The 26,744-nt window shown below is 37.5% G+C and carries 28 protein-coding genes; 9 read left to right on the forward strand and 19 right to left on the reverse strand.

The window, feature by feature from the left end:
• Positions 1 to 679: polysaccharide deacetylase family protein (locus L654_RS0103830; protein WP_024607310.1), on the forward strand; the 679-nt coding region annotated here is incomplete at its 5' end.
• Positions 680 to 781: 102 nt separating this feature from the next.
• Here the strand turns inward: L654_RS0103830 and L654_RS0103835 are convergent.
• Positions 782 to 3,283, reverse strand: coding sequence for a S8 family serine peptidase (locus tag L654_RS0103835; RefSeq protein ID WP_024607311.1), 2,502 nt, complete (start codon positions 3,281 to 3,283; stop codon positions 782 to 784).
• Between the two features lie 583 nt (positions 3,284 to 3,866).
• On the opposite strand from L654_RS0103835, the gene L654_RS0103840 reads away from it, so the two are divergent.
• From L654_RS0103840 to L654_RS0103855, 4 genes are all read left to right on the forward strand, one after another.
• Positions 3,867 to 5,369 carry a curlin gene (locus L654_RS0103840; protein ID WP_024607312.1) on the forward strand — a complete coding sequence of 501 codons (1,503 nt, stop codon included), beginning with the start codon at positions 3,867 to 3,869 and terminating at the stop codon, positions 5,367 to 5,369.
• Positions 5,370 to 5,464: 95 nt separating this feature from the next.
• Positions 5,465 to 5,809, forward strand: coding sequence for a curli production assembly/transport protein CsgE (locus tag L654_RS0103845; protein ID WP_085999476.1), 345 nt, complete (start codon positions 5,465 to 5,467; stop codon positions 5,807 to 5,809).
• Positions 5,799 to 6,224, forward strand: a complete 426-nt coding sequence (locus L654_RS0103850) for a curli assembly protein CsgF (RefSeq protein ID WP_007584408.1) — start codon at positions 5,799 to 5,801, stop codon at positions 6,222 to 6,224. The genes L654_RS0103845 and L654_RS0103850 overlap by 11 nt, the downstream gene beginning before the upstream one ends.
• Positions 6,224 to 6,997: a CsgG/HfaB family protein gene (locus L654_RS0103855; RefSeq protein ID WP_007584410.1), complete on the forward strand. Its 774-nt coding sequence runs from the start codon at positions 6,224 to 6,226 to the stop codon at positions 6,995 to 6,997. The genes L654_RS0103850 and L654_RS0103855 overlap by 1 nt, the downstream gene beginning before the upstream one ends.
• A 157-nt stretch (positions 6,998 to 7,154) precedes the next feature.
• On the opposite strand, the gene L654_RS0103860 is transcribed toward L654_RS0103855, so the two are convergent.
• The 4 genes from L654_RS0103860 to L654_RS0103875 all read right to left on the reverse strand — a co-directional run bounded on the left by L654_RS0103860 (position 7,155) and on the right by L654_RS0103875 (position 11,968).
• Positions 7,155 to 7,844, reverse strand: a complete 690-nt coding sequence (locus L654_RS0103860; protein ID WP_007584415.1) for a response regulator transcription factor — start codon at positions 7,842 to 7,844, stop codon at positions 7,155 to 7,157.
• A 185-nt stretch (positions 7,845 to 8,029) separates the two neighbouring features.
• The gene (locus L654_RS0103865) at positions 8,030 to 9,532 is read right to left on the reverse strand and encodes a trehalase family glycosidase (RefSeq protein WP_024591992.1); all 1,503 of its coding nucleotides are present in this window, start codon (positions 9,530 to 9,532) and stop codon (positions 8,030 to 8,032) included.
• A 14-nt stretch (positions 9,533 to 9,546) separates the two neighbouring features.
• The gene (locus L654_RS0103870) at positions 9,547 to 10,785 is read right to left on the reverse strand and encodes an MFS transporter (protein ID WP_024591993.1); all 1,239 of its coding nucleotides are present in this window, start codon (positions 10,783 to 10,785) and stop codon (positions 9,547 to 9,549) included.
• 175 nt (positions 10,786 to 10,960) lie between these two features.
• The gene (locus tag L654_RS0103875; RefSeq protein WP_007378432.1) at positions 10,961 to 11,968 is read right to left on the reverse strand and encodes a substrate-binding domain-containing protein; all 1,008 of its coding nucleotides are present in this window, start codon (positions 11,966 to 11,968) and stop codon (positions 10,961 to 10,963) included.
• A 285-nt stretch (positions 11,969 to 12,253) separates the two neighbouring features.
• Here L654_RS0103875 and L654_RS0103885 point away from each other — a divergent pair, with 285 nt between their 5' ends.
• Positions 12,254 to 14,506, forward strand: coding sequence for a TonB-dependent receptor (locus tag L654_RS0103885; protein ID WP_024591994.1), 2,253 nt, complete (start codon positions 12,254 to 12,256; stop codon positions 14,504 to 14,506).
• Positions 14,507 to 14,576: 70 nt separating this feature from the next.
• On the opposite strand, the gene L654_RS0103890 is transcribed toward L654_RS0103885, so the two are convergent.
• The 5 genes from L654_RS0103890 to L654_RS0103910 form a co-directional block, all read right to left on the reverse strand.
• Positions 14,577 to 15,098 (reverse strand): hypothetical protein, encoded by a 522-nt coding sequence (locus L654_RS0103890; protein WP_024607314.1) that lies wholly within the window; start codon positions 15,096 to 15,098, stop codon positions 14,577 to 14,579.
• A 56-nt stretch (positions 15,099 to 15,154) separates the two neighbouring features.
• Complete coding sequence (locus L654_RS0103895) at positions 15,155 to 16,693, reverse strand: EAL domain-containing protein (RefSeq protein WP_024607315.1); 1,539 nt, start codon at positions 16,691 to 16,693, stop codon at positions 15,155 to 15,157.
• Positions 16,694 to 16,771: 78 nt separating this feature from the next.
• The gene (locus tag L654_RS0103900; RefSeq protein ID WP_024607316.1) at positions 16,772 to 17,407 is read right to left on the reverse strand and encodes an SGNH/GDSL hydrolase family protein; all 636 of its coding nucleotides are present in this window, start codon (positions 17,405 to 17,407) and stop codon (positions 16,772 to 16,774) included.
• A gap of 8 nt (positions 17,408 to 17,415) precedes the next feature.
• Positions 17,416 to 17,925, reverse strand: coding sequence for a DsrE family protein (locus tag L654_RS0103905; RefSeq protein WP_024607317.1), 510 nt, complete (start codon positions 17,923 to 17,925; stop codon positions 17,416 to 17,418).
• Positions 17,926 to 17,997: 72 nt separating this feature from the next.
• Positions 17,998 to 18,471, reverse strand: coding sequence for a flavodoxin family protein (locus L654_RS0103910; RefSeq protein ID WP_024607318.1), 474 nt, complete (start codon positions 18,469 to 18,471; stop codon positions 17,998 to 18,000).
• Positions 18,472 to 18,547: 76 nt separating this feature from the next.
• Between L654_RS0103910 and soxR the strand changes: the two genes are divergently transcribed.
• From soxR to L654_RS0103925, 3 genes are all read left to right on the forward strand, one after another.
• Entirely contained in the window at positions 18,548 to 19,006 is a 459-nt protein-coding gene (gene soxR, locus L654_RS0103915; RefSeq protein ID WP_024607319.1) for a redox-sensitive transcriptional activator SoxR, read from the forward strand.
• Positions 19,007 to 19,470: 464 nt separating this feature from the next.
• Positions 19,471 to 20,112, forward strand: coding sequence for a hypothetical protein (locus tag L654_RS0103920; protein WP_024607320.1), 642 nt, complete (start codon positions 19,471 to 19,473; stop codon positions 20,110 to 20,112).
• Complete coding sequence (locus L654_RS0103925; RefSeq protein ID WP_024607321.1) at positions 20,102 to 21,187, forward strand: rhomboid family intramembrane serine protease; 1,086 nt, start codon at positions 20,102 to 20,104, stop codon at positions 21,185 to 21,187. Before L654_RS0103920 ends, L654_RS0103925 begins: the two co-directional genes overlap by 11 nt.
• A gap of 62 nt (positions 21,188 to 21,249) precedes the next feature.
• Here L654_RS0103925 and L654_RS01000000125445 read toward each other — a convergent pair whose 3' ends face one another.
• The 9 genes from L654_RS01000000125445 to L654_RS1000000128115 form a co-directional block, all read right to left on the reverse strand.
• The gene (locus L654_RS01000000125445) at positions 21,250 to 21,585 is read right to left on the reverse strand and encodes a DUF6795 domain-containing protein (protein ID WP_225305702.1); all 336 of its coding nucleotides are present in this window, start codon (positions 21,583 to 21,585) and stop codon (positions 21,250 to 21,252) included.
• Between the two features lie 19 nt (positions 21,586 to 21,604).
• Positions 21,605 to 21,751: a hypothetical protein gene (locus tag L654_RS1000000128110; protein WP_225305703.1), complete on the reverse strand. Its 147-nt coding sequence runs from the start codon at positions 21,749 to 21,751 to the stop codon at positions 21,605 to 21,607.
• A 378-nt stretch (positions 21,752 to 22,129) separates the two neighbouring features.
• Entirely contained in the window at positions 22,130 to 23,296 is a 1,167-nt protein-coding gene (locus L654_RS0103935; RefSeq protein WP_024607322.1) for a lipase family protein, read from the reverse strand.
• 30 nt (positions 23,297 to 23,326) lie between these two features.
• Positions 23,327 to 23,758, reverse strand: coding sequence for an Ig-like domain-containing protein (locus tag L654_RS0103940; protein ID WP_225305704.1), 432 nt, complete (start codon positions 23,756 to 23,758; stop codon positions 23,327 to 23,329).
• A 225-nt stretch (positions 23,759 to 23,983) separates the two neighbouring features.
• Positions 23,984 to 24,763, reverse strand: coding sequence for a hypothetical protein (locus L654_RS0103945; RefSeq protein WP_024607324.1), 780 nt, complete (start codon positions 24,761 to 24,763; stop codon positions 23,984 to 23,986).
• Between the two features lie 82 nt (positions 24,764 to 24,845).
• The gene (locus L654_RS0103950; RefSeq protein ID WP_024607325.1) at positions 24,846 to 25,112 is read right to left on the reverse strand and encodes a hypothetical protein; all 267 of its coding nucleotides are present in this window, start codon (positions 25,110 to 25,112) and stop codon (positions 24,846 to 24,848) included.
• Positions 25,113 to 25,217: 105 nt separating this feature from the next.
• Positions 25,218 to 25,796, reverse strand: a complete 579-nt coding sequence (locus tag L654_RS0103955; protein WP_024607326.1) for a sel1 repeat family protein — start codon at positions 25,794 to 25,796, stop codon at positions 25,218 to 25,220.
• Between the two features lie 2 nt (positions 25,797 to 25,798).
• Positions 25,799 to 26,554: a ChaN family lipoprotein gene (locus L654_RS0103960; RefSeq protein ID WP_024607327.1), complete on the reverse strand. Its 756-nt coding sequence runs from the start codon at positions 26,552 to 26,554 to the stop codon at positions 25,799 to 25,801.
• A 3-nt stretch (positions 26,555 to 26,557) separates the two neighbouring features.
• Positions 26,558 to 26,740: a hypothetical protein gene (locus tag L654_RS1000000128115; RefSeq protein ID WP_225305705.1), complete on the reverse strand. Its 183-nt coding sequence runs from the start codon at positions 26,738 to 26,740 to the stop codon at positions 26,558 to 26,560.
• Positions 26,741 to 26,744: the final 4 nt, after the last annotated feature.

Below are 26,744 nucleotides of genomic sequence, written 5' to 3' on the forward strand. Positions count from 1 at the left end.
GTGGAGGTTACTGCGTTTATTTAAAAAATACGATATACCGGTCACCATTTTTGCGGTTGCCATGGCCCTTGAGCGTCACCCCGATGTAGCTAAAGCCTTTGTTGAAGCCGGTCACGAAATTGCAAGCCATGGCCTGCGCTGGATTAACTATCAAAATATAGATAAGCAAACTGAACGCGAGCACATGCAAAAAGCCATTGAGATTATTCAAACGCTTACGGGTAAAAAGCCCAAAGGCTGGTATACCGGCCGAACTAGCCCAAATACCGCAGCCCTTGTGGCGGAAAATGGCACGTTTTTATATGACGCCGACGATTACAGCGACGATTTGCCCTTTTACAGTATTAAAGAAGGTAAACCACAGTTAATAATGCCCTACACGCTTGATGTAAACGACATGCGCTTTGCTGCCGTACAGGGTTTTAATGCCGGCGATCAGTTTTTTAATTACTTAAAAGATGCATTCGATACGCTATACGAGGAAGGCGACCCAGAAGGTGAAAACGCCCCAAAAATGATGTCAATTGGCTTGCATTGCCGCTTAATTGGCAGACCAGGAAGAGTAAAGGCATTGGCACGGTTTTTAGAATATGCCCACTCTCATGAGCAGGTATGGTTTGCCACGAGAGAGCAAATAGCCGAGCACTGGCTTAAAACCCACCCGTATAAAAAAGCATAGTTATACTCCATTCAAAATAAATTCTAATTGCTTATTATACCATCGTAAAACATAAAAAAGCCCAGCAATGCTGGGCTTAAATTACTTTAGGAGTAGTGAAATTTATTCAAAAGAAACGGTGATGATATTCGAACACACATTTTCTGTTACACATAATTGGTAATCGTACGATGGTAATGTAGCTCCACGCACGTAATCACGGTAGCGTCCGTTATCTGCAGTGGTATCAACTAACTCACCATTACGGTAAACGCTTAATGACTCTGCACCAACTTCTTCCCAGCTAAGTTCTACACGCATCGTACCTAGGCGTGTTTTGTTAGCGCGTTTTAAGTTCAGTTCAAGGGTCACGTCACTTACAACAACGGCTTGGGTAAATGTATCTGTATTACCTTCACTGTCAGTAACAGTTAGTTCTACATCGTAACTACCCGATTGCGCATATGCATGCACAGGGCTTGAATCTGTTGATGTAGCGCCATCGCCAAAGCTCCAGCTCCACTGTGTAATGTCGTTATTGGCATCATTGCTTGTATCTACAAACGAGGCTGTTAAACCTTGCGTATCAACAGTAAAGCCTGCACGTGGCGGTTGTGCACTTACTTCGCCTATAGCGCTAAGCGTAAGTGACCAGCCATTAATATTACCTGTGTCTGCACCCGCTGTATCCACAGCATTTAACGTCCAGTCGCCTGTTGCTACTTCACTGTTAAATACGCTTGATGTAAATGTTTTAACAATATCATCTTCGCTGCCACCTTCATTACTCTGTAAAGTTACCTCAGAGCCTTGTGGTGAAATTAGCGTAAGGACTATATCGCCAGACCAAGTATGCGTAATATTTACATCAACAGAAGTACCAAAAACAGTTAAATCATCTGAAATTGTAATTACCGAATTAGCACCTTGTGGATCATTATCAGGAATCGCCACATTTTCTTCGCTAGTATAGGTGTAGTCATTTAAACCAGCAGGTTGAAGCATTAAGCTTACTGTTTTTTCTTTAACAATATCATCTGATGTTGCTGTAACAGTAAACTCATAATTACCCCATGGCGTATTTCCATTGGTCTCAACACTAAGCTGTACTGTTTCGCCAGGGCTTGCAGTTAGCTCTGATAAATATGCACCAGTTAGGCTAGATTCTAGTTCAAGCGTTACTTCACCATCCCACTGAGCAATAGAACCAATTTCAAACGTATAAGTTGCAGACTCACCAACTGTTATTTGTTGTGACGCTGGCGTCACAGACATTTTAAAGCTTGGCGTTGGATCGGCATCTAATAACGCCTGATTTGCGTTTAGGCGCGTGCCCGCAAGCGTTTTACCTTGAAGTGCAGCATTAGCGTCACCGCTACTCATTAGTAACGCTTTAAGCTCTGATGTTGTTAAATCAGGGTTTACTGACAACACAAGAGCAGCAACACCGGCAACATGGGGTGTTGCCATTGAAGTACCTGAGTAATTTGCATAGCCATTACCCGGAACTGTTGACAAAATACCAGAGCCTGGTGCTCCCATGTCAACACTTGTCGCGCCCCATTGTGAAAAGTCTGATAAGTTATCATTGCTATCAGTACTGGCAATTGCTAATACACTCTCGTGTTCATAACTTGATGGATAGTGAGGGTTTGCATCATTATCAACTTCGTCATTACCAGCAGCAGCAACAAATAATATGTCAGCTTGCTCACTAACAGTCATAGCATCCGCTAACGCTTGGCTATAACCGCCACCGCCCCAGCTATTGTTTAAAACACGTAAGTTTACACCTGAGTTTTTAAGATTAACCATATAGTCGATACATTTTATTGCATCTGATGTTGAACCATTACCAGCGGCATCTAAAAACTTACAACCAACAATAGAAACTTCATGGTTTACACCCACAACACCTGTAGAATTATTACCGCTTGCACCAATAGTGCCTGATACGTGGGTACCGTGACCTTGGTCATCCATTGGGTCGCCAGCATCCGTAATTGCATTAATACCGTGAATGTCGTCTATGTAACCATTGCCGTCATTATCAATACCATCGCCTGCAATTTCACCAGTGTTAATCCACGCATTGTCAGCTAAATCAGGGTGACTGTAGTCAACACCAGTATCAATAACACCAACTACAACATCGCGACTACCAATTGAGATTTCCCATGCTTCTGGGGCATCAATATCAGCGTCTGCCGTACCACCGGTCTGACCTTCATTATTTAGGCCCCAAAGCTCATCAAAACGAGGGTCGTTAGGTGCGCTCGCAATACTTACTCGGTAATCTGGCTCAACATATTCAATAGCTTGATGAGACTTTAAACGCTCAATAGCTTCTTTAGTGCTCATGCCAGACACTTTAAATTTAGCAAGGCGACCTGAGAATAATGATGTGAAGTTATCATCAACTTCATCATTATTTAAATCTGTAATTTTTGCTTTAACCAAGCTTCGTGCTTGTTTACGCATTTGAGGTGTTGCATTTTTTTTATATTTAACAATAACAGAGTCACTGCTTGCAGCTGCTTGTGGAAGAGCTCCTGCATCAGGTAATTTAGCCGAAGCCAAACAAGGTAGTAAAGCAAGCGTAATAATAGATAATTTTGTTTTCATTGTTCTATCCATAGTTGGGTTAGCTTAGAAGCACTAAGCGGGTTTGTTCACTATTTCAAGTACAAGGGATCACGTGGCAAGTTATAAGCAAACTAGTAAATACGATATTTGACAAGTTAAAAAGTTAAAAAGAATTAAAAATCATAAATTTTGACCAGTTTGGCTATAAAAAAAACACTAAACACAGTCATTTTAATGAACTGCCCCATTACAACCTTACCCATTATAGGGTCAAACTTTTTTACTGCTTTTGCTTGCTATTACATTAAAACCCACCAGTTACACACATAAACCAATGATAATAAAAGGTTAATTATTTGGTAAAAAATGATGATTTAAGAAAATGAAATAGGGGAATACAGTTAATGGGTGATTATGAATTTGAGCTTAAACTTTGTTAGTTCAATATTTATGACAAATTAAAACTTAATTATTTATAGTCACATATTACGCTTCACCTACTTCTAAAGTTACGCAAGCGGATCACAAAAAATATATCGGCACGGCATGCTGAAACAACAAATACCTTATTAAAACCTATAACATTTAGGGTATTTGATTTTAATATTTCAAGGAGAAAATAATGAAGTTGAATAAATCACTTTTAAGTTGTGCTGTTGCAATAGCAATGGGTACCAGCTTTGCCTCATATGCAGATACCGACAACAAATCAGCATCAAACTCAGAACTTAGTACAAAAATATCTATACTTAGCACCGCTAATTCAATGACATTGGCGCAATCGCAAAATAATAACACCGCGATTTTAATGCAAGAGGGAGATAGTAATACTATTGAGGTTTCGACTACTGGAAACGAGAACACAACAGAAGTTACTCAATTACAATCAGGTAATTATGTTGGCGTAACAACAATTGGTAACAACAACGAGCAAGTATATGCCCAAGATGGCGTTGCCAACGGTGTAATTACCGAAGTTACTGGTAATAATAATTACCTAAATGTTTTGCAAAGTGGCCAAGGCTTTTTTGTAAACAACGAAGCTGTCAACATGATTGTTGGTGACGACAATATCGTTGATGTAGAGCAAGGCACTGGTGGTCATTGGTTTTACAACTTAGATATGAAAGGTAATGGCAACGAAATCAGTTCATTACAAACAGGTGAGTGGCATGAAGCTGAATTAACCTCTGTAATGGGCGATCAGAATAGTCTGAGTCTTGAGCAAAACGGTTACTGGAATACCTTCAAAGTGAGTTCTTTACAAGGCAACGATAACGAGCTTGATATTGAACAAGACGGCGATCGTAATACTGTTACCTTCACTGATATTTTAGGCGATGCAAATGAGCTTTCAATTGAACAAGAAGGCAATACTAACGCAGTAACATTTGTAGCTGTATTAGGCGATGAAAACGAAATTGATTTAGACCAAGAAGGTTCTTTAAATACTATCGAATCAAACTTATTCGAAGGTCAAAACAACGAAGTTACAGTAACTCAGGTTGATTTAAGCAACTCAACAACCGTTGATATTATTGGTGACGATAATGAATTAACGGCTACACAAGTTGGCTTATTAAATGATGCTTACATGGGCGTTTTAGGTACCGATAACGAATTTATGATTAACCAAGTAGGTGAATCAAATTCAGCACACGTTGTTAACTTTAATGGGTCTGAAAATGACGTTAACGTTATTCAATCTGGCCAAGAAAACACTGCTGTTGTTGAGTCTTCATACCCTGATATATCTCTAACATCAAACGACAACGATATCGATATTATGCAAAATGGTTCTCAAAACGAAGCCATGGTTACACTTGCTGGTATTCTAGATAGCAACATGAACCAAATTGACCTAGCTCAAACAGGTGAAATGAACGTAGTTGATATGATGGTTGAAGGTAATGGCCACAGCATTGATATTTCACAAACTGGCGAAGGTAACTGGGTAGTTGGAATGGATCAACCTGCATTTTTAGTAGGTGGTGAAAACGTTTCGTTTAGCGTAACTCAAATGGGTAACGATAACATTGTTGAAGGCGCCGTAATTGGTTTCAACAGCACTGTTTCAGTGACCCAAATTGGTGACGGTAACGTGACTTCTATTACTCAAATGTAATTATTGAGGTTGGGGAGAGCAACTCTCCCCATTTAGTTATGCATAATAATAAAAACCATTACCAAGTATTATTACTTACGTTTTCTCTGTTATTAATGCCCGCATCTTATGCCGCTGAAGAGTTGGAGATTGACGGCCTACTACTTGATAGGAGTATTAGCCGCTTTGGTCATCAGTTCTATTTTGAGTTTTCTAATTACTGGCGAGATCTCCCTTCAACTGCAGGTTTTAACATTGAAATTAAAGAAACGGTCATTCCAAAAGCAGGCACAAAGCTGTCGTTAATAATGAATAACCAACTTGTTTACGCAACTTATTTAGGTAGACGACTAGAGCCTTTAAATGAGCGTGTGGAGCAGGCTGTTTATACAGTGATAGATGCAATGGCTCGCGAAAACATGGCAGTGTCAACACCCGATATGGCTAAAGATGGATGGTAAAATGAAAAATATAGCCCTTATAATAATAACAACATTAAGCTTTTCAGCAGCAGCAACTGAAATAATTTACACCCCAATTAACCCAAGCTTTGGTGGTAACCCACTCAATGCAAATATGCTACTGAGTAAAGCCCAAGCTCAAAACAAGCATAAAGCACCGGTAGTAGAAAAAGGTTACGCTGAACAATTTCAAGAAACTCTAGAGCGCACCTATTTAAATCGTATGGTAAGAGAAATTACCGATATGGCATTTGGTGAGGACATAGAAGATAGCCTTTTCAATCAAGACTCCATATTTATGAGTGGCGATTATCAAATTGAAGTAATAACCAGCACAACCGATTCTATTACAGTAAGAATAACAAATATAATTGATGACACCGTGGTGATCATTGAAGTACCGAGGTTTGGATAATGTATAAACTACTAATAACAATAATATTAATAGGATTGAGCGGTTGTGCGAGCCTAGGGAATTTAATCCCACCATCGCAACAAAAAGCAGTTAGTTTAGAACCAACCGAATTATTCGCAGATCTGAAAAACTTACCTAAACCGGTCGGGAGTATTCCTGTATCAGTGTACTCATTTAGAGATCAAACAGGTCAATATAAGCCACAAACTAACGTTAGCTCATTTTCGACTGCCGTTACTCAAGGTGCTAACTCAATACTCATACAAGCATTACATGAATCTGATTGGTTTACGCCGGTAGAGCGTGAAGGTTTACAAAACATTTTAACTGAGCGAAAAATTATTCGTGCAGGCCAAGCCGATAATCCTAACCAAGCTGATTTACCTCCACTAACAACCGCTAAAATCATTTTAGAGGGCGGTATCATAAGCTACGACACTAATGTAAAAACAGGTGGTTTGGGTATGGAATACTTTGGTATAGGCGCATCAGAGCTTTACCGTGAAGATGCTATTTCAATATACTTACGCGCTGTTGATGTTCGTACTGGACAAGTACTACTGAGTGTAGCCACCAGCAAAAAAGTACTTAGCCAAGAAATGCGTGCAGGCTTTTTTAGATACGTAAGCTACAAACGACTAGCAGAAGCAGAAGCAGGCTTTAGCGATAATGAACCTATGAGTATTTGTGTTACCCAAGCAATAGAAAAAGCACTCACAGATCTCATAACAAAAGGTATTGATAAAGGCTTATGGGCTAAAAAATCGGCGTAAACTGATTTCCTGAATTAACTAAAGGCTACATATTGTAGCCTTTATAGGTTGTGTGGTTAGTGAGTTGAAAGTACTTCGCTAACCCAACTCTTATAAAAAATCTAGAGGATAAGGTTTTTACTTAAATAACTTAAATAACGTCTTGGTGGCTTTACTCTTATTTAGCCATTGGCAGCAAAACAGATATATAGCGCTGTGCCCAATTAGCAAGCTCCACCCTGTTGCGTGAGTTAGTTTTTTTAAACGCACTGTATAAATGTGTTTTTACAGTGTGGTCGCTAATGTTAAGTTTATCAGCGATTGTATTGTTACTCGCACCCTGTGCAATTAAATGAATAACAGACTTTTCTCGTTTTGTTAAATGATCGTAATCGTCTTGCTTTAATTCAATGTCGTCGTGTAAGCTATTAAACGACGATGCCACGGCTAAAATATCGTTAAAAGCTTTTGAAATCACTTTACGCGTAAACCAAAGCTCGCCAGTATTAACACGAAGTAACCCTTTAAAAATATCTTCTGGTGGATCAGATTTATAAAAAACACCATTAAAATGGTTAAGCAATAAGTTTTGCTCGCACACATCTTCTTTATCAACATTAAAAATGACAACGCTATAGTGTTTAGCTAAACAAATAAGGTCAGTCGGAATAAGGTCTTGCCATTTGCTTTTAGCACCATCGATTAAAAACAAATCATAATTTGTGCGCTGCTCAGCTTTAGGAATAACTTCGTCCATTTTAATATCACCAAACAAAGCTTGTAATGTTCTTAAAATAGCGGTGTAGTTGTGTGAATGAAAAGATGATTGAAACGTTGTTTTTACAAATACTGAATTTTTATGGGGCATAAATTTCGTCCTTGAAACATTTACACTACATTACCTAAATCAAATACAACTTACAATGAGATTTTGGTATTAAAATAAAGCTACCGCTTCTCACCCTAAAACAGATAAAAACCTTTTAAATCAATACATAACCTACATTACCTTTGTTTTTACAATTACTTTTGTAAGATAAATAACAGATCGGATTAGTAGTTTAGTAATTTATAAAATCGAGTCGTTACGCCATTAGTCCAACCAAAACCCTGCTGTACTTGATATTCACCACCACTGGCTAAAACCGCTGGTGTGCACACATTGTATTTTTCGAGTAAGCACTTATTTACTGCAAAATTTTGCTCAACCATATTTACCCAATTTTGCATTATATGTGTACTCAATTGAGTAATACCGTAGTTATTAAGCCCTTTTACCGCAAGCCATTGGAGTGGAGCCCAACCATTTGGACTATCCCACTGCTGAGGCGTTTGAGTAATAGTTGTAACAATACCACCCTTTTTTAAAAATTCATTGGCTAATATTGTAGCTACCTTGATTGCTTGCTCATTACTGGCTAAATTAACAAATAAAGCAGTAGTTGCCGCTGCACTAAGTATTGGAGATTGAGCCGTTGTACGGCAGTTATAATCAACAAAAAAACCGGTTGGTTCATTCCAAAGGTAAGCATTAATAAGCGCCTTGCGATTGCTGGCAAGTAATTGGTAATGCTCTGCTTGTTCACTATTGCCGAGCAATTGAAAGAATTTGCTTAATTGATTCTCTAAGTTATACATAAGGCAGTTTAAATCTATAGGAACAATATCAGTTGTTTGAATAGAGCTTAGTAAATTAGACTCACCAAGCCAACGAGAACTAAAGTCCCAACCCGACTCACATGCAGCGCGAATATTACGATAAAAATCAGATTTTTTCTCCTTCGCCAACCCTTCCGCTAGCGCTAAATCTTCACGCAATGACTCTGCTCTTGGCTCACTTACATCGTCCCAATAACGATTTAAAACACCACCACAAGGCATTCTTACTACCCGCTTTGAGCCCAATAAATCACTCGAAAGCAACTGCGCGTCTTGCATCCAAAATATATATTCTTTTTCAAGTGCTGCAACACACATAGCAAGCCATTGCGTATTGAGTGATTTGCTATGCGTATGTTCCCATAATAACTCGACCATGAGTGCTAAAACCGGTGGCTGCGAGCGTGATAAATAATAGCGACGGTTACCATTTGGAATACAACCATAATCGTTAATTAAATCGACAAAGTTAAGTAGCATATCTTCAACTACATCACCTTTATCTGCATCGATTAAGCCCAATGCTGTAAAATAACTATCCCAATAGTAAATCTCTTGAAAGCGCCCGCCAGGCACAATATAGCTGTGCTTTAGTGCTAGTAATGAATCTTGCTTCGGGGTATCCGCCTCTCTTCTAAGGCCACTCCATAACGAGTCTATATAATGTTTAACCGATGACGTATCAGCCTCAGTGCCCATTGCTAGCACTGGGGAAGTAATAAAGTGTGCGTTTACAAACTCACTAAGCTGCGTATTAGTTAAAGGCGCTAATTGTTCATAGCTTTTACATGCACTTTGCCAATTAACACGCGCAATTGCATCTGCGAATGTTTTACAGTCGCTAAATACATGCTGCATTTGAACATCTTTAAATAATTGGCTGTCAAAAAAACTCATAACTTTCCTTACTGTTAAGCTGTCGTTGCGTGTTGTGAGATAGCGTCGGTTCGTTTTTTGAAAAAAATCACGCTAATAAAAATCAAACTAATGGGAACCAAAGAAAGGTAAAACGCATGCTGGCCACTAAAGTGCTCAAATACATAACCAGTTATTATTGAGCCTGTTGTTCCACCAAGTGCTGAAAAAACTACAATTAAGCCAGTCATAGCGGCATGACGATGTTTTTCAAGAGCGCTGAGCATAACTGAGTTAAGTACCGGATAAATAGGCGCCATGAAAAAACCAATTAACGGTAAAATAAATGCAGCAAGTGGTGCATCAAATAAGCTAATTACTGTATTTTCAGTAACATTCTCAGTAAGCGGTAGGGTAATAAGTATGAGGCCGGCCATCGCAATTAAACAACTGCTCAATACAACAAACCAGTGAATGTGTTTAAGTACTTGCCCTGCTACTAAGCGCCCAAATGCAAGTGCCGCAGCAAAAATACTGGCCAGCTGAATACTAATAGCTATAGGAAGTTTTAAAACTTCATTATTGAATGTGGGTAGCCAAGTACCTACGCCCTGCTCAATTAATACGTATAAAAAAGCACTAATTATAAATATGAGTACCAACGGTTGATATGTTAGCTTAAGCATGGCGATAAAATCGAACCAACAGGAGCGTTTAGTTTTACTTATAATGGCGGGCTTTATAGGCGCAGCAATTACGCTCGCTATAACGATTAGGGCCAGAGCTGCTAGCAAGTAATAAACGTTGAGCCACGCGGTTGAATCGTTTGGATCTATAAAAGCAGTAAAAATCCAATAGCCACTTAACACACCAACCATGAAAATGCCCTCAATGGTGTTTAACAATGAAGAGTGGCTATTTGCATCATCTGTCACTTGGCCGATAATAGAGTAAACCGACACTTTAACCACAGCAAAGCCACAACCAATGGCGGCAAATAAAATTTTAAACGCATAAAAGTCACTAATTAAAGCCGTACTTACACAAGCAAGGGCAACAACAGTAAGTGCCCCAAGCATAGCCAGTTTATAGCCTAGGCGAGGAATAAACGAAGCCACTACAAATGACATTATCGCAATGGATAAATCTTTAAACCCCTCAAGCACTGAAGCTTCTGTTTTACTTACCCCAAGGGTATTTATTGCCTGCAAAATAACGGTGCCCACGCTATTTAACAAAATAGCGAAAATAAAGTAACTTGCTGCAATTGCCAGTGTGACTTTTGTTTTACTCATAATTGCCCTCGCTTTACAGCGTTATTTAAACGCTATAACGACCTTTATTGTATGCCCATAACGAGTGCATACACAGTGTGTGTTTATATCAGTGAGGTTTGAGTTTAGTTTAGAATAGCCCTCAATGCAATCGTTTGCATTTTAAATTTAACATTAACTCAACATGATTTATAAACTATCTTTTACTTGATTGGCGGGTAATCAGTTCAATATCAATTACTTGTGATTCAACTTTTTCACCAGCTAGTTGCTGCATCAACTTTTGAACTAATAGCGTGGCTGCGTACTGTGTGTTTTGTCGGATAGTTGATAATGAAGGGTGGCTAATGTCGGCCATAGCAATATCATCAAAACCTACTAGAGCGACATCATTAGGAATGCTTACATAACGCTCTTTTAAGGCTTTCATGGCACCTAAGGCAACCATATCACTACATGCAACTATAGCATCAAAATAAAGGCCTTTTTCACGCAGTAATTGGTTAATTGATTGATACGCTGAGCTACTTGTAATATCAATAGATACAACATGTTGCTCTAATTTATGGGATGCTAATGCGGCAGAGTACCCTCTATGACGCTCACTAATTTCACCATGTTCTGGGTCGCCTAAAAATACAATGTTTTTAGCTCCGTGCTCTATTAAATGCGTTGTTGCTTGCAAGCCTCCCAAGTAATTGTCACTTCCTACAATGGGGTAGTTGCTAGGTGTTTTAGGGTCTCCCCATACCACCAGCGGAATACCTGCGTTAGCTGCATTTTCTATATTGGTTTGGTTTTTACCTTGACCTACAACAATAATACCGTCTGCACGGCGGCTATTAATAAAATAATTAGCCCAATCGTCTTGCGCCATGATTGAATTAGATAGTAAAAGCTCTAACCCTTGCTGATTAAGTGCAAGATTAATTTCGCTCACTACTTTAAGTAAAAACGGATCGCTAATCGACTGCTCTGTTTGTTCGTCAAGGTTAATTATAACCGCAACTACATTGGTTTTTTGTGTCCGCAACCGACTTGCAGCCGTATTAAGACTAAAATTATGCTCTTTAGCTAAGCGCTGAAGTTTATCGCGGGTTTCTTGCTTAATTAGCGGATTATCATTAAGCGCACGCGAAACTGTAGAGGTAGACACGCCTGCTAGTTTCGCTAAATCAGTTAATTTAATTTTTTTGTTATTCATGATCTTCCTAAATAGTCGCTTACCACTGATCAATACAATTATCTAACTCGCTGACAATATAGCATTATTATTTTTTGCTGGCGCGAACAACGACCCAAAAAGTGTTTAACATATAAATAAGCTCAATAAATAAACTATATAAATTCATAAATAATTTACAAATAAATATTGCAAACGTTTGCATTTATCTCTAAGGTTTCAATATACACAGCCTATTTACAATGATTTTTAGTAAAAAGACTGCAGTAATACACTGTTTAATACACTAAAAACGGGATCACACACATGAAAATCAGTAAAGCAAAAAGTACACTAGCGTGTGCCATTACTTTAGCGCTTAGCACTCAATGCGCATTTGCTGCAGAGCAAGCACAAGAAAAACAAAAAGTTGAGCGTATTGTAGTATCAGGAACACCCACAGGTGTTGGAATAAGAAAAATAGATGCTAGCTATGCGGTAACTAATATCGATAGTGAACAAATTATTAAATTGTCTCCAAAAAGCACCGCTGACTTATTTAAAGCAATACCTGGAGTTTGGGTAGAAAGCTCAGGTGGTGAGTCAGGTGCGAATGTATTTGTTCGTGGTTTTCCTGGCGGTGGGGATGCCCCATTTTTAACGCTAAGTATTGAAGGTTCACCAATTTACCCAGCATCAACCTTATCGTTTTTAGAGAACTCATCAATGTTTCGTGTTGATGAAACCATTGAGACAGTAGAAGCCCTGCGTGGTGGACCTAATCCTGTTTTATCTAACGGACAACCAGGATTAACAACCAATTTTAGATTAAAACGTGGTGGCGAAGAAACAGAAGGCTTATTTAAATACACAACTTCTGATTACGACTTACAGCGAGTTGATGCTGTGATGAGTGGTGAAATTACTGACGATTTATACTTTATGGTTGGCGGTTACGTAAAAAGCTCACCGGGTATTCGTGATGCGGGCTTTACTTCTGAAAAGGGGAGCCAATTTACAATCAACATTACTAAAGATTTAGATAACGGTGAGCTTAACTTTTATACCCGCCAAACAGACGATCACGGTGCATGGTACTTACCAACACCCCTTAATGTTGATGGTATTGACGCAGAATATACGCAACTTGGTACGCTAAATCGTCAAGCAACAATATTTACAGGCCCCGATGCACAAGCACTTGATATTGACCTAGGTGATGGCAGAGGGTGGGACGGCCATGTTTCGGGCGGTAGTATTAAGCTAGAGCTAAAAGGTGGTTGGCATTTTTCAGATCGCTTTAACATTACCAAAGGCGATGCAAATACCTACGGTTTAGTACCTAGTGGCTCAGCAACAACGGTTGGAGCAGTTGCTGATAACGGCCAAACTGCATTTGGAGCAGTTACAAACACTGAATACGCAAGCGATACCCCAGTCCAACAACTTGGTCGATGGGTAGTACTTAAAGAAATCAGCTCATTTACTAATGATTTAGCTTTTTCGAAAAAATTTGGCGACCTATCAACAACCTTTGGATATTACACTGCAAGTACTTCAGCAAAAGATTGGTGGAGCTTAGGTAACACTGCATACCATGTACTTGAATCAGGTGGCGAAGCATTGGCTGGGATTGAATGTAATCAAAACACCGATGGTTGTGATTTTAACTACGACATAAGCTCAACAGGTGATGCGCGCACTAACGCGTTTTATGTCACCGGTGAATACAAATTTGCTGATGCGTTTACACTTGATGTTGGCGTACGTCAAGAAAACCACGAAGTAGAATACAGTGTAGATGAGGGCCTTGACGGTATTATTACTAAAACCGTTAGCTATGATGAAAGTAAAACATCGTGGACTACAGGGTTAAACTATTCAATTAATGATGATATGGGTGTGTTTGCCCGTGTTAACCGTGGTTATAAAATGCCTTACTTTGATGACTTTAGAGATAACTTTGATGCTTACGAAGGCGGCGAAAAGCTTATTAAAGAAATAACTCAAGGCGAGCTTGGCTATAAGTTAATTACTGAATCAACCGACTTTTATGCAACCGTATTTGTAAATGAAGTTAAAGGCGACACATTTGTAAGACGACCTGGCGTACCAGCAGAAATTTTAACAAACGAAGCATACGGTATAGAGCTTGATTACAACTTTAATCATGATTCTGGTTTTTCTGTTAATTTAAATACGACATTACAAGATGCTGAAATTACAGAGAGCCCAACAAACGATGGTAACCAGTCGCAGCGCCAACCAAAATGGCAAGTACGTATAACGCCAAGTTACGATTTTGAGCTACAAGGTATGTATGCAACTTTATACGGTACGCTTTCAGCGGTTGATGATCGCTTTGGCAATAACGAAAACACTGTAACACTCGACGGCTACGAAAAAGTTGATTTAGGTTTAATATTAGAACCAATGGAGGGCATCAAGCTTCAAGTAGCAATAGATAACTTAACGGATGAGCAAGGCATTACAGAAGGTGATCCACGTAATGCTGATGCACCAAATGGTCGTTACATTATGCCTCGTACAACGCGCTTTAGTGTAAGTTACGCGTTTTAAATAAAATACAATATAAAGGGAGCATTCGCTCCCTTTCACTTTAATTAACCTAAACAAATGAATTTAAAGGCTACTCAATATTCGCTTTTAATTTATTTAACGCATCAACCGAAAAACCTCGATCATAAAAATATAAAATTTCGCCGCTGCTATTTATAAGTACCACACGAGAGTTATTTGGGCTTTGATTACCTGTAAACTTTTGAACTGTCTCGCCATCTTTATAAATAGTGATTACCCCACCCCATAATTCTTTAGGGATGCCTTTGCGCATACCGCTGTCTATAAATGTGCTAAACATACGTGGTGCCATGCCGGCAATGGTTGGTAGTTCGTATGTAGGGAGCGTTACACCCGCCATATCTAAACCAATTAACCAACGGTCTATATCAAACTGACTATCTTGCTTGTACCCAATGAGCAGCAGTGTTTTATCTGCTTTAAAATCGCTGGGTATAGCCACCATGCTTTGCTCTAAACTTTCGCCGCTAATGCTTGGGAACTGTTTACCTGTTAATTGCTGGTTTGGATACTGTGTTGTACATGCACTAAGTAGTAAAAATGCAAAAGCACTTAATGTTAATTTGATCATAATAAACCTAATATTTATAAATTTCATAATGATACGTTTAGTATGGCAGCTGAGATCTAAAAATGCTGATTAGTTATATAATTTTTAAATTTAGACGCCGTCATGGGCTTACCATACTTCCAACCCTGTCCATAATGCACACCCGCCATTTTTAAAATAGCTTCTTGCTCAGTGGTTTCAATCCCTTCTGCCACACAGGTATAATTAAACTTATGCACAAGTTCCATAATATTTGGGATCATAGAGGCTTTTAAGCCCTCAGTTGCTATATCTTGAACAAACGTACGATCAATTTTAAGTTGATGAAAGCTCAAATTTTGTAAGTTTCTTAAATTCGAATAACCCGTACCAAAGTCATCTAATGATAAGTTAAATCCCGATTCAACTAAGGTTCTAAAATGAGCATGCGCAATGCTTGTATCAAGGTACTCGTCTTCAGTTATCTCTAAACAAATAATAAAGCGTGAGTTGGTAAGCTCTGTAATTTGCGGCAGTAACGACACATTACCCAGCTCTACATCACACGGAAATATATTAAGCGACACTTTAAAGCCTTCTGGCAATAACTCTATAGAGGTTAACTCTTTTATTGTGGTAGCAATCATTGCCTCAGTAAAAGTCCAAGTTAAATTATTTTTTCTAATAACCGGAATAAACTCATCTGGAAATAAAGCACCGTACTTATCTTCAAAACGTGCAAGTACCTCGCAACCAATCAGCTTGCCACTTTGCAAACAAATAATGGGCTGGTAAGTCCAATAAAATGATCCCTTTTTAAGCCCTTTACGAATACGTTGATTGGTAGAGCGGCGTGCAGCAATCCTCGCATCAACTATTAACGCACTCGATATGCCCGCTAAACAGGTTAAAATTAACGAAATTATTAATAATAAGTGATTATTAGAAAAAAACAGACTCCAAGGCAAGTGCACTACTACACAATATTGACTACTTGTAGAACTGCAAACTGAGTTAGTTTCGTAAGGAAAGAAAACGCTGTTTTTTACCTGCTGGTACAACCCCTCTTTACCTGCTAAATGATGCAAAGCATTTGGTGTTTTATAAATAACTTCCCAATCTGGCGCAGTAATTCCGATGTTGGTAAAGGGCGTGCTCTGCATAATTAAATTATAGTCCCCTTGTCTGACTATAATTACCTCCATAGGGCGCTCACTAAATAATAATAGATAAAGCTCTGGCTCAAAACGAACCCTCACCTGTTCACCATCTCGAATAAAGTCAGGCTGTTTGTCGTTAATTGGTTTACTTAATAAGCCTGCACCAGTAGTGCAAACTAGCTGGTTACCTTTAAAAAAGCCTATATCAATTACATATTTTGCATCAAATAAAGCGCGGCGCATCTCAAGAAGGGTTGTGTTGTCACACTGCTTAAACGCAAGCTTATTTAATGGGGTAAGAATTCGACGCCTCTCTGCAATTGCACCTTCTACATGACCGAGAATATATTCAGCGTCTGACTTTGTTTGTGCTGTTAACTGCTGCGCTGCAAAATTGAGCAAAATAAAACAGCCAATTACAAAAACTAACCCTCCGGTTAAAACGGCTATAATAGATTTTTGTTGGTACTTTTTCATAGCATCTCGAAGTTGTTAATTTATATCACTACTTTATTAGATGATTGCATAAGTCGCATTAAATTCAAACAGATCGATTCAAAAATTATTGAACGAATTTTGAATAAACTTAGTGATTTTAGCGCTTAGCGTTAAATGCTGATTACTTTCAAAGTGAATCCCATCACCGGCTGTTACATTAATAAATGTAGTAAAATCAATAAAAGTACATTTATGAGTAGCCGCAATGCTTTTGAATGCACTAGAGAGCTCTGTTGCTTTTATATCTGCACCTTCGTAAATACGCGAATACTGCTCGGTGATTCTTATTTTAGGTGGGCTAGCAATAATAATTTTAGGAGATTTTAAAGTACTACCTTGCTGATAATAAATATGTATTGAGTTAATTAAATCATTTAAGCCACCTGCTATTAAACTAGGTGTTAAATTAAAACGTTTTTTAAGATCGTTTGTACCAAGGGCAATAATAATAAAGGCGAGCTCATGCTTATCCAAATAAGGCTTTAGATAACTAACACCATTAAGCACGCCATCAAACGGTGGATTATGCACTAACGTGCGGTTAGGCTGCCCTGCCTCTATTACGTTAAAGCCACACCCTAAGTTTTTATTTAATAACGATGTCCAACGGGTATTTTCATAAAAGCGTTTTCCCGTTACAGGGTTTAAACCCCACGTATTAGAATCACCAAAGCAGAGAATATTTTTTGTCATGTTAATTATTAAAATGGATTGAGTGTATAACCCTGCTGTTGCAGCTGGGCATGTGCTGTCATCGCCGAAAGTGACATTTGCACACCTTCAATTAGTTGTTCTGGTGCTACTTTATAATGCGTAGCCGATTGCCCACATACATAAACCACGGTGTTATTGACCAACAATTGCTTTATTAAACTTTGATTTTTGTTATCTGCTTTAAAACGTTCTTTATATTCACTATTAGCCAATACATCAACGCTAGCACTACCATGTACCACTAACGCTAATTGAATGTTATCTGGCTTTACACCGTGTGCTACATGCATATTAATAAAACGTGCAAGTGAGTTTATTGAATTGTTCTGCTCACCTTTTTTAGCGCCATCACCAACATCAAAGGCTATTTTGAATACCGTAGAGTCATTTATCTGAACATGCTCCGGGACACTATAAAAGTAACCAAAGTCTTTAATAAGGTTTTCATCCGCTTGCGAAAATGGGCTTATAAGTAAAAGCAATAATAGGTATTTCATAAACAATCCTGTGTTTTAAATAAGTTAACCTATTTATAAAACTAACAGAAGCAAAGAAAAAAGGGCAGCTTATCATGCTGCCGATTGAGTGTTTTTATGATGGTGGTTAATAAACTGCATACCTAAATAGCTAAATGTTCGTTTAAACATTTCTACAAAAATATCAGGCGCTTCAAGCGATGATGCGTTTGATAACAACGAAAAATCTTTATTACGTAAAGCCCGTAACTTCGGCTTCAAGGTTTCGTCATCCATGTAATCTGTGATCCTATCTATAAAAGACTTCATTTGTACCGTAGTGTTATACCAATAAACAGGAGACGCGAGCACCCAATGGTCGTACTTTAAAACTGCTTCAAATAGCGCGTAAAAGTCATCATTTTTATAGTTTTTGTCATAACAATACGGCGCAATTTTATAATCATCCAGACAAATTACGCGCACATCATTTTGCTCGGCAAAGCTATTAACATGGGCTGTGGTATTGCCGTTTTTTCGTGCGCTTGAATAAATAATAACAGTATTACGCTCAAGTTTTTGTTGCATTTAGTTAGCTCCTTTTTTAATGTGGTAGAAGCTTAAAACCTCAAGTTATATTGAGGTCAACTGAAGGATTAAAATTATGCCACTAGGACAAAAAAAATTAACCGAAGCTAACCTAACCGTTGGCTATGTAGCAAAAAGAAGTGGTGTAAAAGTATCTACTCTTCACTTTTACGAAACTAAGTTTTTAATTAAGAGCTGGCGAAATAATGGTAATCAGCGACGTTATAAACCTGATGTATTACGCCGTGTAGCTGTAATAAAAGCAGCTCAAGCGATGGGAATTACGCTCGATGAGATTAAAAACACCTTAGCGACCCTACCCGACAACCGCACACCAACAAAACAAGACTGGTCAGCACTTTCAAAACATTGGCAAGCGCAACTTGATGAGCGAATTGCGCATATGCAACGCCTGCGCGACAAAGTAGACGGTTGTATAGGATGTGGTTGCTTATCACTTAAAAGTTGCCCAATTTACAATAAAGATGATCATTTAGGCGAAAATAAAAGCGGCGCTGTGCTTTTAAATACATAGTCTTTGCCTGTATAAAAAGTTCTCCACTTTTGTATAACAAAATAAATACCCCTCTTAGGCGTTGGGCCAACAACGCCTTAAATATAAAGGCTAACTACGCCTCATTATTGAGTTATTAAAGAAGGTTTTTTTAGTCCGTTTATTGGTAATACGTTACTTTGCTAACAAAATAGCCTCAGGTACTACAAAAACTCTCTATTCATTAATATAGAGTCATGCATATTGAGCCATGAACTCGCGTTTAACTTCTTCGCTAGATGATTTAATTAGACAGTTTAAAATAGCTTTAGCTTAAGTACCCTCTTTATTAAGTATTTAAGCTAAGCCATACTTAAGTGACTACTTGTAGATATAGGTAAATACGTTAAAAGTATATTCAATACGAGTGGCTATATTGCTAACTGGTTAATTTTTAAGTATTCTTGTACGCCTAAAAAGGAAGCAATTATTCAAGGAACGAGCTGTTGGAACCAACTAGTCACATCCCAGAAAACAATAAAAAACCACCTATAGTTACTCAAAAATTTTCGCAAGCCCTTAAAACAGCTGATCATAAAGAACTGAAAAGCACTGGCTTTTGGTTAAATCAATTTTTTATGGTTATTTCTACTGTCTTTGGTGTTTATTTGGCGGCTCAAAGCGGCTTAGAGCAAGCGCTTAAGTTTGATTCATTTAGCAAAATGGAAGATAACTACTATTTACGTACATCGCTCTATGACGAAGTTAATGATAACGCAAACACGGTAGCTGAGTATGCAGAACGCTTAGCGAAGAACCCACCAAAATCAGAAATGGAATTTTTTAAACCCACACTTGAGCAGTACATATGGAAAACCATGCAGTTTTCTCCTACTACGCTTGAAACACCAAGTGAATTTTTAACTAGAATACGTCGATTTTATTCTCGAGCTGATTTTGTCATAAATGCCGCAATAAATCGAAAAATATCAGCTAAACAGGCTTCTATCGAATTAGCAAAAATAACAAACTTAATTAAAACTCAAATACTCCCGGCTTTAAAAAATAGCGCTAAACAATTAAAAATGGAATTACAGCAGAATGATATTTCTGTTGGTTCGTTAAAGGAACTTAAAAATGCCAACTAAAAGCTGTCCACATTGTAAAGATCACCCATTAGAAGTAACCAATTATCAGGGTGAAGAAATAGATATTTGCCGTGAATGTGGTGGTTTATGGTTCGAAAAAAATGAAGTAAATCGCATGATTTCCGAGATAAATAACGGCCCAGAAGGTGATAAATTTGAAACTCACTTTGGTGAGCAATTAGGCGTTTCTGAGCTTGACTGCCCGGATTGTAAAAAAAGTTTAGAACGTTTTCACTTACTGGAAGCTTTTCATACCGAAATTGATGTTTGTAGACACTGCGATGGTACTTGGATTGATAAAGACGAACTTGAAAGTGTTGAAAAAAGCCCTGAAATAAAAGCGAGTTTAGGCGAGCTAAATCAAAAAGTGAGTTGGAAAACCTACTTGTTCCAATTTTTAACGCAAATGCCTGTTGAATATAATATTAAACCACAAAAGACTCCTTGGGTAACTCGCGGCCTTATTGTTTTAAATACATTGATTTTTGTACTTTATTTTTTAAATCCAAGCTCATTTAGCTATGTTATTGATAACTTTGCTATGACACCTGCAGATTTAAGCAAAGGTAATGAGCTATGGACTGTATTAACTTGCGTATTTTTACATGGCTCTATAATGCATTTAGTTGGCAATATGTACTTTTTATACATCGTTGGCGATAACTTAGAAGACGTGTTAGGTCATAAACGCTTTTTGTTGTGGTATTTAGTCTGTGGACTTCTAGCATCGTTTGCAAGCTACATTGTAAGCCCAATGTCTACAATTCCAGGTGTGGGCGCAAGTGGCGCTATAGCCGGTTTATTTGGCATGTATTTAATGTGGTTCAGACACGCAAGTCTTACTTTTATGTTTATAATTTATCAGAAGAAACTTTCTGCAGTATGGTTTTTTGCTATTTGGTTAGGATTTAACATTTTTGGTGCAGTAACAGGCCCTGATGGCATTGATTATGGCGCACATATTGGTGGCTTTATAGCTGGACTAATTATTGGTTATATTTTGAAAAGTAAAATATTAGAGCAAAACCCTATAATTCGTTTACTAAACCAAAAAGAAGCACAGTTAAAACGTTAATCATTATATTAAAGCCACTAATAGATGAACATTAGTGGCTTTATCAAACTTCTCACTAATTTCTATAACTTACAACGTGTATAAACTGTATAAAATTGATCAGTGTTTTTTATCGGTATATCGTACGTTGTAGCCTCTTCACTAAGTTCGCATTCAAAGTTATTTAATATATCAGACAGCAGTGCTTGCTCTTCAGTGAACTGTATTGTGGTATACAACAAGATTGAATCTTCATCTTTTTTGTTTTTAATATAAATACTCTGTAGCAAAGAGCTATTAAAAAACATGTTTGAAGGCTTTGAACTACGTATTGTTTTATTATCGAAATAAAAGTAACCATTGTTATCACTTATGGCTTCATCAATATAAGTATCACCGTAAATCAGCTCTATTTTCACTGTAACGCCTTGTTGAGGCTCACCCTTGCTTTAATAACCGGCCTTTAATAGACAACGACAACGTAACGTCTTGCTTGTTAAAAAGGCTAAACATATCTGCAAATCCCTGCATTGGTATTAATAAAATAAGTGTTAAAGTTACACCAACTAACCTTGTAGTGATCATAAAAATCCCTTTCGTATTTATATTTGTACACATTTAGCTGCTTTGTGAGTCGTATTCGTTAATCGTTAATCGTTAATCGTTTGAGTGTTTAACGTTTATTCAAACGTAGTAAAAGATAAATATGGCATATGCTCCAGATTACTTTACAGAATTAAAAGCACTTTAATTCTACTATGCGATTAACTCATCGTTGATATATGAAGTATAGGACGCGGCTGCTTAGCATGCAGGTTAACGATGCATAAGCAGGCGACTATTTAAGAGGAGAATATTACGCAGTAATATTTTTAATTATCAATCGTAAAACGGATATGAATTAGTAAAAAGCATAACGGTCGGTAATAACTAGCCGTATAATTTACTAAATAGTATTTTAATTTAATCTAAACCATTTAGACCATCTTTCGCTGCGCGGTATAAAGCTTTTAAAGTGTCATCAAAAACACTTCTTATAAAGTTGTAAGTGAGCTCAACAGCACCCGTAATAACTTTACCTACAAACGCTAACATGTGCCCAAGTAATCCTAATGTTTGAGCCGCAAACGAAGCCGAAGCCTTTGCGATTTGACTAACTGTGCGAGAAAGCATGTCGTAGAATGTTAAGCTTGTTCCAATTGCAGCTTGAGCTGCAACTGCGCTGTAGTACCCTGCATCTTTTAATAACGTAATTAGAGCTGCATTTAGCTTATCAGCCCACTGAGATCCAAATGAAGCTTGATTTCTATCTTCAAACTTTAAGCGTACTGGAGTACTTAAAAAGTGGTTTGCTTTTACTGTTAAGTTATTCCAATCATTACTATTTGCTGTATTAATATAACCTGGTGTGCCGTTAAGCTTGTGAGCAGCGCCTTTTAAACCTTGCCCGTTATCAAGCCGAATTTCTTGCCCATTATAAGGTGCATGCGAAAACGGCCATAAAGGCACTTTAGCTACAGGATCTGCGCCGTGGGTACAACGATATATTTTATCGAGTCTTGATGTCGTCGACCTTGAGAAAGGTTCTAAACCAACCCGAGGAGAGCCAAACGTATAAAGCTTTACGGGTAGAGAATATTCAGCTTTGATCCAATCTGCCGACAATGCGGCTAAAGCTCCACCTAAACTATGGCCAACCACATGTACACAGCCTGTCATTTTATCTCGGACATTTGCTGATACAAATTCTTGTATTGCAGGCTTCATAGAATAAAACGTTTTATTAAAACCCGCATGCACCATACTGCCGTTTGAACCACCACTTAAACCAAAGTTAGCATCCGTTAAACCATCACGTAAAGACGCTGTACCTCTTATAGTTATTACAGAATCACCTTGAAAATCCCCCTGCCCATGCCCCAATAACCCAAACCCAGTGCTCAAGCCAAACAAGTGAGAAAAAAACCCACCTGATATGCCTTGTACGGCGTCTTGATTTACACCAAAGTTAAAGTTACCACGTAAGGATGGATGTAAAGAGTTGTTTAGCAGCTTTGTGCTTTTAATACTTTTTGCTTTATAAGCAAGAGTGGCTATTTGTACAGCTTGTGTAGGTGTTAAAGTATTCATAAAATTCCCTTTAAATGAGTATGCTAAAAGTTAAATTTTACATGCGCCATAAATTGTAAAAACATGCTCTGGCGCCTCTTTAATAGGTATATCGTACGTTTGGGGTTCTTTAGAAATATCGCAAACTAAACCTTTAAGTAGCTCACTTAATGTATCGCTATCTTCATGTAGCGAAATAGTGACATACCAAAGAACAACGCCTTCAGGTGTCCCATTTTCTAAATAAACATGCTGAACCAATGATTCGTTATCAAACATGTTTGAAGGTTTAGATGTTTTAATTATTTTTTCAGGAAAAGAAAAATGCCCATTATCGTCTGTTGTTGCTTCATCAGTATATTCATCGCCGTAAGTTAGCGTTCGCGTCACAACGGTATTAGCAACTGGCTGACCGTTATTTAATAGCTCACCATTTAATGATGCTGACAAAATAAAATTATGCTTTTTCGAAAAGCCAAACATATCTGCAAAAGCCTGTGTAGTAGTAAAAAAAACTAAGGTAATCGTCACTATTACCAATAAAAAAACCTTTAAACGCGATAAAAACAAAGCAAATACTCTCCCAAGCCTTAGCTATACATTACTTCAAGTATATGGCTATTTAATTACACTAATCATGCTCATACTAAAAAAGTAAGTAAACATACTAAATACTGCATGTTTTTTAATCAAAAAACAATCGGTAATTTAATTATAAAATAGCGTATATATTAATTTACCAATACTACTAAACGCGATACCGCCGACAAGCAAAAAAACATATATAAAACTAATAGCACCAGCTGAAGGATCGCTCTTTTTATCAATTTCTATACATGCCGTGCACACAACAAAAAATATAAAAAAGTTAGCAATAACGCCTAAAATAAAAGCATTACCGAACAACGGTGATACACCTGCCAAAACTGCGCCCAATATTAAGAGCGAGCCTGAAAATGAATGTTTATTAAACCGGCTCTCAATTATTTTTATAGCTAATGTGGCTAGCATTAAGAGTAAAAAGTATAACGTTGGCCAAAACTGATAATATAAATAGCCCCAGTTTAAAAGCTCACCTGAAGTTGATGAATAGGCTTGCTGGCCTACGTCGGCTGCTGAAGCATTCGCGGCATTTTCGCTAAAAAAATATCCTAACCCACCAATAATTAATTTTATAATCCCAAAAAATAAAAAACTGGCAATAGTAAACCCGATAGCGTCATCTCTTGTTAATCGCTTTTTAGCTTTGCTTTTTACAATAATGGCAAGCATTAAACCTAGTAGGCATACACTTCCTAAATAAAGTAACGCCTGCCAAAAGTTATCAGAGTAAAAAACAGCTAAACCTGGCGCGATAAATAGATACATAGCATCTTCATTATCTAGTGAACGGCTTGAAGTACTCCGATCTGACTCTTTAAAAAGAGCTAAATATACAAATAGAGGCTGCAAAAACAGCATTAAAATACTGGTGGTAATAAGGCTCATACATCATCCTTAATGAGAAAAAACTAATGCAGCACACGTGCTGCATTAAAATTAAAAATTGAGTGTGTAATCATGAAGGGTGTTATAGATTTATTTTTTGAAAATACGTTTTAAGTTTTAAAAGCCCCGACTCAAGTTCAAATTTTTGTATTTTAGGATTTTTAAATTTGAACCCATTAGAAATATGGGTATTAATCATCGTCGCCATGCCCTCAAACCCAGTTGGTGCAGTGGCAACTAAATCGCTCAACAAGGGCTTTATAAGCACTTGATGCTCTTCTATTAAAGTTGGGTTTTCGTATATATCGTAAACAAGGTTAGTTAATGTTTGTTGGTTTTGTTGTTCCATATCATTTCTATAGCGCCTTAGCTTAGGCGTTTATAGCTCCTTTAAAAGTGCAATAACTTTAATGGTTTGTACTAATTATAAATAGTTTAAGTAAATGCTCATTTCTTAATTATCTAAAGAAATTCCCGAATCCTTAAGTTGCTTTTCAAACATTTCTTTTCTGATTTTTTCATAGTTACTTTCATCTAAAAAGCGTTTATGTTCAGCAGCCTTTTCTAAGTCGCCTAGCTCAGTGTAAATTAAATAAAGATCTTTATGAGTTCTTTGCACTCTCATTTTTTCTTTAGCTTTATTACTATTATCAGCTAGGTAACGATTATAAAGGTCTATAGACTGTTTTAGGTCTTTAGTAACAAAACGTCCAGTACTATATACATACGCTAAAGCTAAAATACCATCAGGATCGCCTTCTGCAGCATGCTTTTTTGCCTCAGCAATATAGCGACTTCCATCACCTGTATGAAGGCCTACCAATTCTAGAGCTTGCCAATTTCCCATTTTATAAGCTTTATCACACCAAGCATCAAGCTCTTGAGGTGCATGCATTAAGCTTTTTTGACATTGGCGCATGACTTTATCTTGCGATAAGTTAGGATCATTAATATCAAGGTTAGGAAAAAGAGTTCCTGCCATCGCACCAAAACATATTACGGTAGTAAAAAGAAAAGTAGCTATTGTTTTCACCGTTATAGCCCTTTCATATGAGCTGAATTTTCAGGTAAGTGAACCTGATAAGTTGTCACTGCTGATTTAAACGGGAAGCCCTCTCGGTAAAAGTACTTTTGCTTAAGCGCTTCTTTTTCATCAGAGTAACCCTTGCAATCAGTTTGTGAGTAACAAACTGACCCACCAATAAAATCGATAAATTTAATTTTTAAAATACCTTGCGCTTTTATCAGTGTGTCTAGGCCTTCTTGATAATTAGTAGAACTCACAGCATGCCACCTATGCATAAAAGCAATAATTTTATTCTGCTTAGACGTATTTAAAATATTACTAATATTTTGTGTCCAAACCATATTTCTTATCGTATGGCTATTAAAACAATTTCCTGCGACTGAATTATTGTAACTACATGAAGCGTCAATCAAATCCATTTCATCTAAAGTTAAATCCAAAGCAATAATTTTTAATCCTAACTCTCTAGCCGCTTTAACTAGTTCACCATAACTATTTGGTACGCCGTAGCCCCAACTCCAGTTATCATTAAAATATTGCTGAATAACATTAAAGCCTTTACCAGTGCGTTGATAAAAATCTATTTTCTCCTGCATGGATCTTGGTAGCATTTCGATTGCAAAGTGAGTAAACCCAAAAGCTTTCAATTGTCTAAGTGCTTTAATAGCCTCAAATTTATAAATAGCTGGGTTATGGCTAGATTCACCAAGCATCACTAANCCAGCCATTGTTTTATAATTTACATCCGTGTTTATTTTATTCATTACCTATCCTTGTTTTTCATTTAAATTTTCAAAACACCATCTATAAAATGCAATAGCGTTATTATTCTTAGAGCTGTAAGGAGCAACTGCATATTCATAACTCATTGCAAATAAAAGCTCTTGTGCAGTGAAATTACAAACTTCACTTTTTAAATAACATTCCTTAATTCCACGCCATAAATGCATTGCG

The organism is Pseudoalteromonas sp. TAB23 (assembly GCF_000498075.1).
Taxonomy (GTDB): Bacteria; Pseudomonadota; Gammaproteobacteria; order Enterobacterales; family Alteromonadaceae; genus Pseudoalteromonas; species Pseudoalteromonas arctica.